The following is a 14,497-nucleotide window of genomic DNA, read 5'->3' on the forward strand; positions in this document are numbered from 1 at the left end:
CCGCTTCAAAAACCAAACCCGCCACCTCGACCTCACCAACTACCAAACCACCACCCACACCCACCCCTAACCACCCCACACACCAAAACCAAAACCAGAACCGGAAAAGTCGGAACACAGCCGGCCACCAAGACCCAGCACCACGCGGCGATCAGGAGGCCCGCCCATCTGCGGGCCTCCCGCACCGCACCCCCGAATCCCTCCCCCGGATGGAGTCCGCCCCGTGCACGCCTACGACCTCGTCGACGAAGCCGTCATCAACGCCCCCGCCCCCCAGGTCTGGAAGGCCCTCATCGCCGAACTCAACGGCGCCGCCACCTGGTGGACCCCGCACAACACCTTCGAGCCCGGCAGCACCGGCCCCGAGCACGTGGGCGGCACCACCCTCGTCACCGTCCACACCAAGGGCGTCGACAAGGGCGGTCCCAAGCTCCGCTTCACCGCGACCACGACCCGCATCACCCCCGGGGAGCACTACGCCGCGGACTACACCGACGGCGCCTTCCGCGGCCAGGCGACCTTCACCCTCACCCCCACCGAGGACGACACCAAGACCCGCCTCACCATGACCTTCACCGCAAGCCCCCACGGCTGGCTGAAGCTCCTCGCCAAGGTCGCCGACATCCCTGCCCAGCACTCCAGCGCCACCCACAACGCCTTCAAGCACCTCAACACCCACCTCACCACCGCCGCAGGAGGAGCCCGATGACCACCACTCACCCTCCGGTCCGGAAGCCCCGGGAGGCCCGGACGGCCCAGGGCTCGGCCCCGGTGCGGCTCGCGGCCCTGCCCGCCGACCCGCGCTCCGTCGCGATCACTGACCTCACCGTCCGCACCGACGACGGTGCCCTGCTGACTGTCGCGCTGCACCGCCCGGCCGGGGAGCCGGCGCAGGGCGAGGCGACCGGTGGGCGGGACGAGGCGACCGGGACGCCGGACGCGGGCCCGGTGATCGTGCTCGCCCACGGTTGGGCGGCGAGCCGCGCCGTCTGGCACACCACGGCGACCCTCCTCGCCGGCGCCGGCCACACGGTCGCCAGTTACGACCAGCGCGGCCACGCGACGTCGACGGGCGAGAGCGGGAGCGTCTCGATCGAGCGGCTCGCCCAGGACCTCGGCGCGGTGGTGGACGCCGTCGCCGGGACCCGCCCGGTCGTGGTGGTCGGCCACTCGGGTGGCGGCTACGCCGCGCTCGCGTACGCCGCGCGCCTGCACGCCGAGCAGCCGGAGACGGCCGCCGACCGGCTGGTGGGCCTGGTGCTGGCCTCGACCGCCGCCCACGGCCAGGAGACGCCGGCCAACGAGGTCGGCATGATGGGCTCCAAGAAGTTCAGCCGGGCGCTCGGCATCGGGTGGCTCGGCCGCAGGCTCCTCGGGAAGACCCACGGCCCGGCCGCGACGTTCGAGGCCCGCGAGCGGAGCCGGCACCTGTTCGCCACCACCCGGCCGGCGATCCGCGCGGCCTTCTTCGCCTCCACACAGGACATGGACCAGCGCGACGGGCTCCCCCGGATCGACACGCCGACCACGGTGGTCACCGGCACCCTGGACAAGATCGTCGACCCGTCCCACAGCCGCACCCTCCAGCAGCACCTCCCGCAGGCGACGCTGCACACCATCGCCGACGCCGGCCACATGCTGCCGCTGGAGTGCCCGCAGCAGCTGGCCGAGCACGCCCGCGCCCTCGCCACCCGCGCCGCTCGCTGACACCCGCCCCGCGCCGCGGAGCGCCGGCAAGCTCTGACAGTGCCGACGGCGCGGGCGGTACGGACGGCATGGCCAGCGCGGGCGGCACGGGCCACGCGGACGGCGCGGACGACGCGGACGACGCGTCATGACGTCGGCCCGGCCGGGGCATCGGCCTCCTCCCGTCCGCTGACGGCCGCGGCCGGAACCCGGTTGACATGCACCGTAGGCTCGGGGCACGTCGGCGGAGCGGCCTTCCGGAGCGCTCGGTCACCGCGCGCCGAGAGGAGGACGAGCGTGCTCGTCGTGTTCAGGTGCCGGCAGTGCGATGCCCCGTTGTCGCCGCCCCTTCGGCGCCGCGAGTGGGTCCCGCTGCCGAGGGTGAAGGGGCGGGACCACTACACCTACGGGCCGTCGACGGTCCCGGCGGGGTTCTACGCGTCCGACCCGGAACCCCGCCGGATGCTCGACGGCAGTGACGCCGCCCTGGTGCTCAATCCCGGGGACGGTGGGCTGCTGCGGCCGACCGAAGTGTCGGGCCGGAGTTACGGGTGCTGCCGGCTCGACGGGATCGACGGCCCGAACCGCGTGTGCGCCGGGTGCGGGAGCGAGGTCGGTGTCGAGATCTCCGACTGCTGGACGGAGTACGACGTCCGGCTGCTGGCCTCCGCCGTGGTCGAGGCTCCGGCCGTCGGCGAGGCCGCGGGCGGGACTCCTGCCGTGGCGGAGCCTCCGGCCGCCGGCGAGGGGTAGCTCGGGAGGCGTCCCCCGGGAGAGCCTGGATCTGGTTCCCCGGCTCGGACGCCTCCGTCCGGGAAGATAGTAGCCATGGACATAGTAGCCATGTACGGTATCTGACATGAGTTCAGCACCCGAACGCGCCACCGCGGGATTCCTGGTCTGGCGCCTGTCGACAAAGTGGCGGGTGGCCGTCGACCGAGCGGTCGCACCCCTGGGCCTGACCCACGCCCAGTACGCCCTGATGGCCTCGCTCCACGGCATGCACCGCTCCGGGCTGCGGCCCAGCCAGCGCCAACTGGCCGACCACACCGGCCTGGAGGCGCTCTACGTCTCCAAGCTCGCCCGCGCCCTCGAGTCCGCCGGGCTCCTCGCCCGCACCCGCGACCCGGACGACCCGCGCGCCGTGCAGCTGTCGCTGACCGAGGACGGGCTGGAGGTCACCGGCCGCGCGATCGCGGTGGTCCAGAGCCTGCTGGAGCGGCTCCTGGAGCCGTTCGGAGGTCAGGACAGCTCGCGCGCACGACAGTTCACCAGCGAGCTGGCGACCCTGCTGGACGTACCGCTCGATCCGCCCGAGCCGGCCACCGAGAAGGAGCAGTCATGACCACCACCCCGACCCCCACCCCGACCCCCGCCGCCAACGGCCGGGTCGTCGCCCTGGCGCACCACGCCGCCCGCGCCGTCCTGGAGGGCGTGCTGGACCGGCACGGCCTCACCTTCCACCAGAACGTGCTGTTCCGGGCCGTCGTCGTCGGCGGTTCCGTCGGCAGCATCCCCGTCGGCCCCGGCTCCGTCACCACCGGCTCCATCGGCCGGGACGAGCTCGTCGCGGACGTCACCGGTTCGCTGAAGACCGACGAGACCCTCGTCCGCGGCGTCGTCGAGGAGGCGGCCGCCGCCGGCCTGCTGGAGCAGGACCCGGCGGACGCCTCCCGGGTGCGGCTCACGGCCGCCGGGCTCGAGCGGTACGAGCGCGCGGCCGCCGAGACCGCCGAGGTCTCCGCCCGCCTGTACGACGGCATCCCGCCGGAGGACCTGGCGGTCGCGGGCCGCGTCCTGACCCTGGTCGCCGAGCGGGCGAACGCCGCGCTGGCCCACGCCTGAGGCCCTGTCAGGACGGGCCTGTCAGGGCCTGTCAGGACGGGCCTGTCAGGGCCTGTCAGGACGGGCCTGTCAGGGCCTGTCAGGGCCTGTCAGGGCCTGTCAGGGCCCGAAAGGCCCGCCCGAGGCATCCGAGGCTCCGACGGGGCGTCCAAGGGCTCCGCCGGAGCAGGCCTAGGGCGGGGTCAGGGCGTCCGGACGGCCTCCACGAAACCGCTCGTGGTGGGCCCGGAGCCGGCCGGGAACGGCCGGCCGAGACCGGCCGCCACCTCGTCGAGCAGGGTGACCCGGGTGCTCCAGCCGTGGGCGTCGAGCCACTCGTGGGTACCGGTTCCGAGCCCGCCCTGCCAGAGGTCGGCGATGTGGGCGAGCGAGGGGTCCTGCGGGGTGCTCGCGACGTCCCGGCCCTTCTCCAGCAGCAGCCGGCTGCCCGGCGCGGAGAGCTCCCCGACGACGCCGAGCAGGCCGGCGGCCTCCTCCGCCGTGAGGTAGACCAGCAGGCCCTCCGCCAGCCAGGCGGTGGGCCGTCGCGGGTCGAAGCCGGCGTCGACGAGGCGGCGCGGCCACTCCCCGTCCAGCAGGTCGCCGGGCAGGGTGGTGCGCTCGCAGGCGGGGGCGGCGCCGAGCCCGTCGAGGACCTGCTGCTTGAAGGCGAGGACGGGGGCGAGGTCGAGCTCGAACAGCCTGGTGCCGGCCGGCCAGTCGATCCGGTAGGCGCGGGTGTCGAGGCCCGCCGCGAGCAGGACGACCTGGTCCGTGCCCGCCGCGCGCAGGCGGTCGTCGTAGAAACGGGTGCGCAGGATCCCGTGGACGACCAGCCGGCGCGCGAAGGGGCTGTCGGGGCCCGCGGTGGGCACCGGAACGGCCGAGGCCTCGACGAAGGCGGCGGCGTAGCGGTCGACGAACAGCGGGTCGGGGCGGGAGCTCTCGTAGGCACGCACCAGGGCGACGGCCAGCGCGGTGCGGGAGACCGGGCTCAGCGGGCCGGCGGCCGTCGGATCGGTACCCGTAGGTCCGGTACGCGAAGAGCCGTCGCTCGAAGCGCCCCCGCCCGAAGGGAAGTTGGACGTCGGGTCGGCAGCGGTCGGGTCGGTGGTCGTCATGGCCGGGAATCTACCGCGCCCGAACGTCCCCGGGCCGGGTCGGGGGGTTCCCGGCGGCCGCGGCGGGGCAGCGGGCCCGCGTCGTCTCTGCCGCTCGGAAATTGATGGGCAAGGCCCGGTAAAGGCGGCGGGCAGCGCCTTGTAGCCGCCGTCAGCCCGTCGTTAACCTCATGGCCACGCCACTCGGCAACGCCGTGAAGTGGTGCGCTTCCTGACGTGCCGTCGCATGTCATGAACCTGATGTTCCACTCCTGGGGGCGCCCCCACCTCTGTACAGCGCGAGCACACCCGCCGGCCCGCGGCCACCGCCGCAGCCCGGCCAGCACGTGCCGAGATCCCGTCAGCACGGGTCCGAGCCCGTACCCGGCGAACCCCATGCCGGCACCGGCCCGCGCTCCCACCCCCCACGGAGGGTCGACTCTTGCGCTTCCACTCCCCCGGCAGCCCGCGCCCGCACCGGGCCCGCGGACTGCTCGCCGCCCTGCCCGCCCTGGCGATGGCCGCCACCGGCCTGCTGGCGGTCACCGCCCCCACGGCCACCGCCTCGGCGCCCGCGAGCGGTGCCGCGCACTCCGGCGTCGCCACCAAGCGGCTCTGCGCCGCCCCGACCCGCCCCGGCCAGATGGCCTGTCTGGCCCTCGCCCGCACCGACCTGCCCCAGCAGGCCTCCCTGGCGCCGGACATCAACCCCTCCGGCTACGGCCCCACCGACCTCGCCGCCGCGTACAACCTGCCCACCTCGGCCGGGTCCGGCGCCACCGTCGCCATCGTGGACGCCCAGGACGACCCGAACGCCGAGTCCGACCTCGCCGCCTACCGGTCCCAGTACGGCCTGCCGGCCTGCACCACCGCCAACGGCTGCTTCCGGAAGGTCGACCAGCGCGGCGGGACCAGCTACCCGACCGCCGACAGCGGCTGGGCCGGCGAGATCTCCCTCGACGTCGACATGGTGAGTGCGGTCTGCCCCAACTGCCACATCCTGCTGGTCGAGTCCGACGACGCCTCCATGGACAACCTCGGCGCCGCCGTCAACACCGCCGTCTCGATGGGCGCCAAGTACGTCTCCAACAGCTACGGCGGCTCGGAGGACTCGACCGACCCGAGCTCCGACTCCAGCTACTTCAACCACCCGGGCGTCGCCATCACCGTCTCCTCCGGTGACTCCGGCTACGGCGTCGAGTACCCCGCCGCCTCCCAGTACGTCACCGCCGTCGGCGGCACCAGCCTCAACCGAACCTCCACCACCCGCGGTTGGAGCGAGAAGGTCTGGGGCAGCACCTCGGGCGGCAACGGCGCCGGCTCGGGCTGCTCCGCCTACGACCCCAAGCCCAGCTGGCAGAAGGACACCGGCTGCGGCAAGCGCACCGTCGCCGACGTCTCCGCCGTCGCCGACCCGGCCACCGGCGTCGCCGTCTACCAGACCTACGGCGGCTCCGGCTGGAACGTCTACGGCGGCACCAGCGCCTCCTCGCCGATCATCGCCGCGGTCTACGCCCTCGCGGGCACCCCGGCCGCCGGCACCACCCCGGCCTCCTACCCCTACTCCCACACCGCGTCGCTCTACGACGTGACCAGCGGCGCCAACGGCAGCTGCTCCCCGTCGTACCTGTGCACCGCCGGCAGCGGCTACGACGGCCCGACCGGCCTCGGCACCCCCAACGGCACCGCCGCCTTCACCAACGGCGGCAGCGGCGGCGGGAACACCGTCACCGTCACCAACCCCGGCAACCAGAGCACCGCCCAGGGCTCCGCCGTCAGCCTGCAGATCCACGCCACCGACTCGGCCTCCGGCCAGACCCTCACGTACGGCGCCAGCGGCCTGCCCGCCGGCCTCACGATCAACGCCTCCACCGGTCTGATCACCGGCACCCCGAGCAGCGCCGGCAACTCCACCGTGACCGTCACCGCCACCGACACCACCGGTGCCGGCGGCTCGACCACCTTCGGCTGGACGGTCACCGGCACCGGCGGCGGCTGCACCGGCACCCAGCTGTTCGGCAACGCCGGCTTCGAGACCGGCAGCGCCTCCCCGTGGACGGCGAGCTCCGGCGTCGTCGACAACAGCTCCTCGCAGGCGGCCCACGGCGGCTCCTGGAAGGCCTGGCTGAACGGCTACGGCTCCAGCCACACCGACTCGCTCGCCCAGACCGTCACCATCCCGGCCGGCTGCAAGGCGACGCTGAGCTTCTGGCTCCACATCGACACCGCCGAGACCGGCAGCACCGTGTACGACAAACTGACCGTCTCGGCCAACGGCACCACGCTGAAGACCTACAGCAACGTGGACGCCGCGGCCGGCTACCAGCAGCGCACCTTCGACCTCTCGTCCTACGCGGGCCAGAGCGTCACCCTGAAGTTCAACGGCGTCGAGGACTCCTCCCTCCAGACCAGCTTCGTGGTCGACGACACCTCCCTCACCACCTCCTGACCTCCTGACGGAGGCCGACGGGTCGCACCACGGGACCCGGTGGACGGCCCGGCGCACCGATCGGTGTGCCGGGCCGTCGGCCGGTCCGGTCCGGCCCGGCGCGGCCGCCGGGCCGCGGTTCCGTCGGTCCGGGCGGCCCAGGCGGTCCAAGCGGTCGAGTCGGTTCAGTTCGTGTAACTCACCCAGCCACGCAGCGCGTTGGTGTTCGGCGGGCAGAAGACGCGCACGTTCAGGAAGGTGGTGTACAGGCCGACGGTGCGGGTCGATCCGTCCGAACAGCTCACGTTGACCCACCACTTGGTGGTCCCGGTGGCCGAGCAGGAGATGTTGAAGTACTGCTGGTTCCCTGAGGTGCCGAAGGTCCCGGTGCTGCAGTTGACGCTCTGCAGCGAGGCCTGCGCGGCGGTCTGCGCCTGAGCGGCCGGGGCCGCCGCGAGGCCCAGGGCCGCGACGGTGGCGGCGACCGCCAGGCTGCCGGCGATCCTGTTCCTGATCCGGTTGTTCACGTGGTCCGCCCTCGTGGTCGGTGGAGCGCGCGGGCGCGCCGGGCGGGGCCAGGTCCCCGTCCGGCGCTCTGTCTGCGGCGACTCTAGGGATCCGGCGCACCGGGGAGCATATGACGGCGGGAAATGCACCCGACCCGCTCCGGACAGCCGGTTCGGCCCGCCGCCGGCTCACCTCCGGGGCGGAACGCCGCTGGACGGACGGCTGGGGCGCCCCGCCCGGGCCGGGAACGGCCGAAACCCGTCCCTCGCACGGCCGTTCGCACCGCCGGTGGCACCGTTCCGTACGCCTGCGCGATTCCGCCGCAAAAGGGCCGAGTCGACCACATCGGAGGCGCCGTCCTGGCATCATCCCCTCCGTGCCCGGGAGGGGCCCGGGTCACGTCGGACACCGGTGGAGCAGGTGGGGAGAACATGGACGCACGCATAGCGGTCACGGGCGGCGACGAGGTCCGGGAGACGGCCGAGCTGTGGGAGTGGCTGCGCCGGGAGCGCGAACTGGTCGGGCTGGTCCGGGCGGTGCCGACGGCACCCGCCGAGGGCGAACTGGGCGGGGCCGTCGAGGTGGTGGAGGTGGCACTGGGCAGCGGGGGCGCGGGCGCCGTCCTCGCCGGATCGCTCTCGACCTGGCTGCGGACCCGTCGCACGGACGTGACGGTCACCGTCACGACCCCGGCCCGCACGGTCACGCTGGACGTCCGGGGGCTCAAGCCCGAGGACGTCACCCCCCTCCTGCGCGAGGTGCTGAGCGGCGGCGATGACTGACCGACCCGAGCCACCCGACTTCGCGAACTCCCGAGCGATCCTGATCGGTACGGGCACCTACCGGAGCAGCGGCTTCCAGCCGCTGCCGGCCGCCCTCAACAGCCTGACCGCCGTGGAGCAGGTGCTGACCGACCCCCGGCTGTGCGGCTGGCCGCCGGACCGGATCACCGCCATCCCCGATCCCAGCGACATCCGCGAGCTGCTCCCGCAGCTGCGCGAACTGGCCCGGGAGACCCGCGGAGTGCTGCTGCTCTACTACGTCGGGCACGGTGTGATCCTGCCGCGCGGCCAGCTCTGCCTGACGCTGACGGACACCAACCCCGATCACCCCGACGCGGGCGGACTGGTGTACGACCGGGTCCGCGAAGTGTTCCTGGACAGTCCGGCCAAGGTCAAGGTCGTGGTGCTGGACTGCTGCTACTCGGGCCGCGCCATCGAGGCGCTGGCCGCGGGGGCGGCCCCGGCCGGGGCCGCACACATCCGCGGGGCGTACATCCTCGTCGCCAGCGACCGGGCCGCCCACGTCGTCCCGCTGAGCGAGCAGGCCGAGGCGACCACCTCCTTCACCGGGACGCTGCTGGAGCTGATCCGGGACGGCATGCCCGGCGGGCCCGTCTGGCTCACCCTCGGCGCCCTGTACCCGCACCTTCAGGACCGGCTGAGGCAGCGGGCACTGCCGCCGCCCAACCAGCTCGGCACCGATTCCGCGAACCTGTTCGCCTTCACCCGCAACGCCGCCCACCGGTCGCCGTTCGCCACGGCCCTGGCCGCCGCCTTCGCCCGGGGCCGGCTCCACCGTGACGTCACCCTGGAGCAGCTGGCGCAGGAGAGCGACCGCTCACCGGAGGAGGTCTCGTCCTACCTGTCGGGCACGGCGATCGCCCCGCGCGACTTCGTCGACGCCTTCCTCGCCGCCCTGGAGCGGCACGGCGTCCCCCTGCCCCCGGGCCTCCTCGGCACCCTGCACGAGCTGCGCCTGACGGAGCTGCGCGAGAGCCCGCTGCCCGCCGTGCAGGTCGTCTACCTGCAGGAGGTCACCGAACAGCTCCGGCAGGAGGTCACGGTACTGACCAGGGAGCGGGACGACGAGCGGCGCGGCCGCCTGGCGGACCGGGCCCTGGCCGTCCGGGAGGCCTCCCGGTTGGCGGCGCGGCTGACCGCCGAGGAGGCGCGCAGCCGCCGCCTGCAGGAGTCCTCCGAGGAGAAGGACCGCAGGCTCGCCGCGGCTGTCGCCTTCGCCCACATCCGGGAGTCGGACCTCGTCGAGATCCGGCGCGAGGCGGACTCGCTCGGCCGGGAACTGGGCGTCCTGCGGCTCCAGGTCCAGCGGCTGATGGACCCGGCGGACGGCGAGCCCTCTCCCCCGGCCGACGCGGATCCGGTGGTGGCCGCGGCCGCCCCGTCGCCGGTGCTCGCGCTGGCGACGGCCCCCGGTCCGGAAGCGGGACGCACCGCCGCCCCCGTCACCCGGCCGCAGTCGGCCGGGCCGTCGCGCCCACGGCCGCCCCGGCGTGCACCGGTGCCCGTCGGCAGGGTGCTGGCCCAGGGCCTGCTCCTGCTGATCGGCCTGTCCGTGGTGGGTGTGGGCTTCGGCCGGTTCCTCGACGAGAGCGTCCGGGTGACGGCGCACCAGGGCGCCCCGGCCTGCGGCAGCCCGGGGCTCGCGGCGGGGGTGGACTGCCTCAAGCCGGAGACCGGGCGGGTCACGGCGACGTTCTCGGAGGACGGCGAGGCCTCGACCGCGTACAAGATCTCGGTGCTCCGCGAGACCGCGTCCGGCACCGAGACCTACACCGTCGGGAAGCGGTTCTACGACGACGTGGCCTCCGGCACGGAGGTGGACCTCAAGGTCTGGCTGGGCCACGTGGTCGAGACCTCGTACCACGGCCACCGGGCCGACGTCCCCCTCTACGACCGGTGGGAGATGGTGCTGGTGGCCCTGCTGATCGGCGTGGGCACCACCGTCGCCGTCCTGGGCGGCGTCCTGGCGCGCCTGGAGAACCCCGGGGTCCTGTGGGGCGCACCCGCGGTGATCGGCTTCACCTCCTGGATGGGGTCCAGCATCTTCGTGCAGGCGGAGCTCTCCCCCTGGGTGACGATGCCCGTGGGCGTGCTGTGCTGGCTCATCTCGTCCGCCGCCGCCTGGGGCTTCGCGACGGTCTGACGAGGCCGCCCCGTCGACCCGCCCGTGCCCGGTCCGGGTTTCCTCCGGACCGGGCACGGGCGGGACCCGCCCCGCGGGCCCCGAGCCGCCCCGCCGGATCGGGGCCGCGCCGGATTCGGCCTTCGCGCCCCGACGGATTGTCAGGTCCGGGACATGGGCATGGTCGAGTCCGACACCCCACCCCAGGAGGACCACCGTGCCCACCCCCCGCGCCAGGACCGCCGCGCCCCTGCTCGCCTCCGCCCTCGCCGCCGCGCTCCTCGGCGCCACCCCGGCACTGGCCGCACCGGCGGCGCCGCCCGCAGCCAACCCGCCCACCGCCACCCGCCACCAGGTGGAGGCGTTCACCGAGGACGGCACCATCTCGCGGACGACCGTCCCCGGCGCCTCCCCCTTCACCGCGCCCCCGGCCCCGGGCATCGCACCGCTGAAGGGTGACGGCGACGTCACCGCACTCGTCCGCAACGGCGCTCCGGCCGACAAGCTGGACGTGGTGGTGATCGGGGACGGCTACACCGCCGAGGAACAGGACAGGTTCCGCGCCGACGCCGCCGAGAAGTGGCGGGAGATCACCGCCGTCGAGCCCTACGCCACGTACCGCGGGCTGTTCAACGTCTGGGCGGTCTCCGCCGTCTCGCCGGAGTCGGGCGTCTCCGGCGATCCGGACCAGGGCACCGTGCGGCACACCGCGCTCGGCGCGTACTTCTGGTGCGACGGCGTCGAACGGCTGCTCTGCGTGGACGACAAGGCCGTCGACCGCTACGCGGCCAAGGCGCCGCAGGCCGACCTGGTCCTCGTGGTGGCCAACAGCGCCAAGTACGGCGGCGCGGGCTACAACGACCTCACCTCCCCGCTCGGCTACGAGGGGATCGCGACGGTGGCCGGCGGCAACGCCAGGTCCGGGCAGATCGCGGTGCACGAGACCGGCCACTCCCTGGGCAAGCTCGCCGACGAGTACGCCTACGACGGCCAGGGCACGTACCAGGGCGCCGAACCGGCCGAGGCCAACATCAGCACGCTCACCGCCGACCGGATGCGCGAACAGGGCACCAAGTGGTCGCGCTGGCTCGGCCGGACCTCCCCCGACGGCGGGACGGTCGGCACCTACGAGGGCGGCGGCTACTACCCGGCGGGGCTGTACCGGCCGACCGAGAACTCGATCATGCGGTCGCTCGGCCGGGAGTTCAACCTGCCCGGGCGGGAGGCGATGATCGCCGGCTTCTACCGCCACGCCACCCCGCTGACCAGCGCCACGCCGACCGACACCTGGCTCACCGCGGCCGACCACCTGTCCGTCGACCTGCCCGTCACGGGCACCCGTCTGCGCTGGTACCTGGACGGACGCGAGCTGACCGAGCTCCGCGGGCGCACCGCCCTGGACCTCGCCGCCGTCCGCCCGTCGGCGCACCGCCCGTTCCCCCGGCTGCCGTACCTGCTGACCGCCGTCGCCACCGACCCCACGCCGGCGGTGGCCGACCCGGACCTGCGGGAGAACCTGACCGCCGGCCTGTCCTGGCTGGTGACGCTCTGATCCCGGACGGCCGGCACTGAGCGGGGGGCCCGGCGGCGCGGTCGTGCTGGCGGGCCCGCCCCCGTTCGGTGCCGCGGACCGGTCAGGACCCCGGACCGGTCCGTGGCCGGGGCACCCCGGATTCCGGACCGCGCGGCGGGTTGCGCCGCAGCGGGGCCAGCTCCCGGGCGAGCGTGCGGACGTCCAGGGCTATCCGCCCGGCGAGCTCACCGGGGCCGGAGCCGGCCGGCAGCCGCCGGGACCACGAGCGGGCCTTGGCCGGGCCGTCCTGGACCATGTCGAAGTTGAGCCGCACCATCCCGTTCACCTCGGCCAGGGTGACCAGGATCCGGGTGTCCGCGAGGTCGATGGTGACCTCGTTCCCGATGCACGAGCACGCCACCAGTCCCTCGATGTCCTCCTCCGCCAGGTACCTGGCCAGGGGAACCGCTCTCCCCCGGACCACGAACGGACGCACCACTGGTCCCATCGACCTCGCCCCCTTCCGGCACACCGACACTCGACCGGTGAACGCCCCGGCGGCATGGGCGCGGACGCGCCGCGACGACCCGGGCCCGCCCATGCTCCACCCACACCCCCGGAATCGCCAAGTCCAGGACGCCTCAGGAGACTTGACCGAAAGCACCGGCCCGGCGCACCGGCGCACGCCCCGGCGCATCCGCCGCGTGCAGCGCCCCGCGGAACGGGGCCGGGGACGGGACGGGCCGGGGGCAGCTGCGCCCCCGGCACCCCGACACCCGTCGGCCCGGCACGCGGACGGGCCCGGCACACTGGTGACGGCGTGCCGGGCCCTCCGGGGGCGCGGTCCGGGCGGCTCAGCGCCCGGCGCGGCCGAACCGCCCGTGCAGGACCAGCGCCCGGGTCAGCGCGGCCAGGCCGGCCGTGCAGAGCAGCGTCCGGAGCATGTTGGAGGCGACCCAGGTGCCCTCGAACTTGTCCCGCACCGAGGCGAAGTCGGTGATCTTCGCCGGGTCTCCGGCCGCCGCGAGCTGGTTGTTGAGCGGGATGTTGACGCCCATCGTGACCATCAGCGCCACCACGTACAGCAGGGTCGCCCCGGCCGCCCACAGCGCCGCCTGGCGCCGGCCGGCCTTGTGCTGCAGCCAGGCCGCCACGCCCGTCGCCAGGAAGGCGCCGACGAAGACCAGGCCGAACATGCCGTTCTCGATCGACTTGTTGATGTGCTGCATCGCCGTCACGTACGTCCGGTCGTCCCCGGCCGCCAGGCCCGGCATCACGGACACGTCGAAGGCGAAGAACAGGCCCGCCATCAGGCCCATGGCGATCGTCGCAGCCACCAGGACCGGCCCGGTGGCGCGGCTCGGACCGCCGGGCACGCCGTGCACCGGCGCTCCCGGGCCGAGTCGGCCGATGGCCGTCGGGGACGGGTAGGACAGCGGCGCCGACGTCTGATCCGAACGCATCACAGGAACCCTTCACTCACCCGGCCCGCGGGGGCGGCACCGGCGAAACAGCGGAAACCACGACACCCCCCACCGTGCGGTTCGGCGCGCAACGGAACCGCGACAACCGGAACGGCCCCACCCGGCGGGGCGCTTGCGGCCGGTTGCGCCCCGGTGGCACGCGTCCGCGACCACCACGGCCACGCCTCCCGGACGCCCCCGGGTCTCAGAGCACCGGGGCGAGGACGCGCCGGTAGCGGCGCTCCAGGACGGTGCGGCCGAGCAGCCGCACCGGGGCCGGGATGGTCGCCGAGACGGCCCGCACGGAGGCCTGGTCGGCACCGTCGAACATCCACGGCTGCAGGTACGTCATCACCTGCGTCGGGGCGCTCTGGATGATCCGGCGCTCCACCCGCAGGTACTCGTCGACCGGGAGGTCCGCGAGCGCGGGGAAGACCACCGGCTCCTCGTGCCCCAGGTGTTCGCGGATCAGCTCCTCGAACCCGGCCGCAGCCGCGGGGAGTTCGGTGCCGCGGCCGGCGCCGAGCAGCTGCGCCACCCGGCCCATGGCCCGCTCGAGCTCCTCGTGGTCCTGCTCCAGCACGCCGCCGCCGTCGAAGCCGGCCACCTGCCGGCGCAGGTACGGCCAGAGGATCTCGTCCTCACTGTGGTGGTGCCAGTCGATCACGGCCCGCAGCCGCCCGAACCAGTCCGCCAGCGCCGCCGGGGACGCGCTCCGGGCGGCCGCCGCCCTCAGCCGGGCGGCGTCGCGCCGCATGGCGACGTGCATCAGCCCGAAGCCCCGCAGCTGCGCGGGCAGGGCACCGATTCCCTGTTCACTCGACCAGATCGTCTTGCGATCCGACATGACACGACCTCCACAGTGGTTTCGTCACACGATCAGCACCCGCCCGGGGGCGGCTCCGACGAGCCGCCCCGGCGGGCCGGCTCACACGTCCCAGACTCCGGTGGCGGCCGCCTCCCGCGCGTAGTCCGCGAAGTCCCGCGGCTCCCGCCCCAGCGCCCGCCGCACCCCGTCCCCCAACGAGGCGTTGCGCCCGTCCAGGATCAC

At 74.3% G+C, this 14,497-nt stretch carries 14 protein-coding genes and 1 pseudogene; 9 read left to right on the forward strand and 6 right to left on the reverse strand.

Annotation, left to right across the window (positions count from 1 at the left end; translation table 11 throughout):
* Positions 1-223: 223 nt before the first annotated feature.
* From ACIRS1_RS38140 to ACIRS1_RS38160, 5 genes are all read left to right on the forward strand, one after another.
* On the forward strand, positions 224-709 hold the full coding sequence (locus ACIRS1_RS38140; protein ID WP_360222706.1) for an SRPBCC family protein: 486 nt from the start codon (positions 224-226) through the stop codon (positions 707-709).
* Positions 706-1,707, forward strand: a complete 1,002-nt coding sequence (locus ACIRS1_RS38145) for an alpha/beta fold hydrolase (RefSeq protein ID WP_402847254.1) — start codon at positions 706-708, stop codon at positions 1,705-1,707. The genes ACIRS1_RS38140 and ACIRS1_RS38145 overlap by 4 nt, the downstream gene beginning before the upstream one ends.
* Before the next feature lie 315 nt (positions 1,708-2,022).
* Positions 2,023-2,439 carry a hypothetical protein gene (locus tag ACIRS1_RS38150; RefSeq protein ID WP_402847257.1) on the forward strand — a complete coding sequence of 139 codons (417 nt, stop codon included), beginning with the start codon at positions 2,023-2,025 and terminating at the stop codon, positions 2,437-2,439.
* A gap of 106 nt (positions 2,440-2,545) precedes the next feature.
* On the forward strand, positions 2,546-3,031 hold the full coding sequence (locus ACIRS1_RS38155) for a MarR family winged helix-turn-helix transcriptional regulator (protein ID WP_402847259.1): 486 nt from the start codon (positions 2,546-2,548) through the stop codon (positions 3,029-3,031).
* Positions 3,028-3,531 carry a MarR family transcriptional regulator gene (locus ACIRS1_RS38160; RefSeq protein ID WP_402847262.1) on the forward strand — a complete coding sequence of 168 codons (504 nt, stop codon included), beginning with the start codon at positions 3,028-3,030 and terminating at the stop codon, positions 3,529-3,531. Before ACIRS1_RS38155 ends, ACIRS1_RS38160 begins: the two co-directional genes overlap by 4 nt.
* Before the next feature lie 182 nt (positions 3,532-3,713).
* Here the strand turns inward: ACIRS1_RS38160 and ACIRS1_RS38165 are convergent, their stop codons facing one another.
* Positions 3,714-4,631, reverse strand: a complete 918-nt coding sequence (locus tag ACIRS1_RS38165; protein ID WP_402847264.1) for an SAM-dependent methyltransferase — start codon at positions 4,629-4,631, stop codon at positions 3,714-3,716.
* Positions 4,632-5,127: 496 nt separating this feature from the next.
* Here ACIRS1_RS38165 and ACIRS1_RS38170 point away from each other — a divergent pair, with 496 nt between their 5' ends.
* A complete protein-coding gene (locus ACIRS1_RS38170; protein ID WP_402847277.1) occupies positions 5,128-7,059 on the forward strand; it encodes a putative Ig domain-containing protein in 1,932 nt (643 codons plus the stop codon).
* Between the two features lie 164 nt (positions 7,060-7,223).
* On the opposite strand, the gene ACIRS1_RS38175 is transcribed toward ACIRS1_RS38170, so the two are convergent.
* Entirely contained in the window at positions 7,224-7,565 is a 342-nt protein-coding gene (locus ACIRS1_RS38175) for a hypothetical protein (RefSeq protein ID WP_402847267.1), read from the reverse strand.
* Between the two features lie 411 nt (positions 7,566-7,976).
* Between ACIRS1_RS38175 and ACIRS1_RS38180 the strand changes: the two genes are divergently transcribed.
* The 3 genes from ACIRS1_RS38180 to ACIRS1_RS38190 all read left to right on the forward strand — a co-directional run bounded on the left by ACIRS1_RS38180 (position 7,977) and on the right by ACIRS1_RS38190 (position 12,022).
* Positions 7,977-8,327, forward strand: a complete 351-nt coding sequence (locus ACIRS1_RS38180) for a hypothetical protein (RefSeq protein WP_402847268.1) — start codon at positions 7,977-7,979, stop codon at positions 8,325-8,327.
* On the forward strand, positions 8,320-10,491 hold the full coding sequence (locus ACIRS1_RS38185; RefSeq protein ID WP_402847269.1) for a caspase domain-containing protein: 2,172 nt from the start codon (positions 8,320-8,322) through the stop codon (positions 10,489-10,491). The genes ACIRS1_RS38180 and ACIRS1_RS38185 overlap by 8 nt, the downstream gene beginning before the upstream one ends.
* A 196-nt stretch (positions 10,492-10,687) precedes the next feature.
* Entirely contained in the window at positions 10,688-12,022 is a 1,335-nt protein-coding gene (locus ACIRS1_RS38190; protein WP_402847271.1) for a M64 family metallopeptidase, read from the forward strand.
* 82 nt (positions 12,023-12,104) lie between these two features.
* Here ACIRS1_RS38190 and ACIRS1_RS38195 read toward each other — a convergent pair whose 3' ends face one another.
* The 4 genes and pseudogenes from ACIRS1_RS38195 to ACIRS1_RS38210 all read right to left on the reverse strand — a co-directional run.
* Positions 12,105-12,491, reverse strand: coding sequence for a hypothetical protein (locus ACIRS1_RS38195; protein ID WP_402847273.1), 387 nt, complete (start codon positions 12,489-12,491; stop codon positions 12,105-12,107).
* A 346-nt stretch (positions 12,492-12,837) separates the two neighbouring features.
* Positions 12,838-13,446 carry a DUF1772 domain-containing protein gene (locus ACIRS1_RS38200; RefSeq protein WP_402847274.1) on the reverse strand — a complete coding sequence of 203 codons (609 nt, stop codon included), beginning with the start codon at positions 13,444-13,446 and terminating at the stop codon, positions 12,838-12,840.
* Positions 13,447-13,651: 205 nt separating this feature from the next.
* Positions 13,652-14,293 carry a hemerythrin domain-containing protein gene (locus tag ACIRS1_RS38205; protein WP_402847275.1) on the reverse strand — a complete coding sequence of 214 codons (642 nt, stop codon included), beginning with the start codon at positions 14,291-14,293 and terminating at the stop codon, positions 13,652-13,654.
* Between the two features lie 81 nt (positions 14,294-14,374).
* Positions 14,375-14,497, reverse strand: a pseudogene (locus tag ACIRS1_RS38210) (NmrA family transcriptional regulator); the annotation flags it as partial.

Origin of the sequence: Kitasatospora sp. NPDC101176 (assembly GCF_044768035.1) — a bacterium.
Classification (GTDB): Bacteria; Actinomycetota; Actinomycetes; order Streptomycetales; family Streptomycetaceae; genus Kitasatospora.

Bases quoted from the DNA above. Each gene is read 5' to 3' on its own strand.
- ACIRS1_RS38145 (WP_402847254.1), top strand. From the start codon at position 706: ATGACCACCACTCACCCTCCGGTCCGGAAGCCCCGGGAGGCCCGGACG.
- ACIRS1_RS38155 (WP_402847259.1), top strand. From the start codon at position 2,546: ATGAGTTCAGCACCCGAACGCGCCACCGCGGGATTCCTGGTCTGGCGC.
- ACIRS1_RS38160 (WP_402847262.1), top strand. From the start codon at position 3,028: ATGACCACCACCCCGACCCCCACCCCGACCCCCGCCGCCAACGGCCGG.
- ACIRS1_RS38165 (WP_402847264.1), bottom strand. From the start codon at position 4,631: ATGACGACCACCGACCCGACCGCTGCCGACCCGACGTCCAACTTCCCT.
- ACIRS1_RS38170 (WP_402847277.1), top strand. From the start codon at position 5,128: ATGGCCGCCACCGGCCTGCTGGCGGTCACCGCCCCCACGGCCACCGCC.
- ACIRS1_RS38180 (WP_402847268.1), top strand. From the start codon at position 7,977: ATGGACGCACGCATAGCGGTCACGGGCGGCGACGAGGTCCGGGAGACG.
- ACIRS1_RS38185 (WP_402847269.1), top strand. From the start codon at position 8,320: ATGACTGACCGACCCGAGCCACCCGACTTCGCGAACTCCCGAGCGATC.
- ACIRS1_RS38195 (WP_402847273.1), bottom strand. From the start codon at position 12,491: ATGGGACCAGTGGTGCGTCCGTTCGTGGTCCGGGGGAGAGCGGTTCCC.
- ACIRS1_RS38200 (WP_402847274.1), bottom strand. From the start codon at position 13,446: ATGCGTTCGGATCAGACGTCGGCGCCGCTGTCCTACCCGTCCCCGACG.
- ACIRS1_RS38205 (WP_402847275.1), bottom strand. From the start codon at position 14,293: ATGTCGGATCGCAAGACGATCTGGTCGAGTGAACAGGGAATCGGTGCC.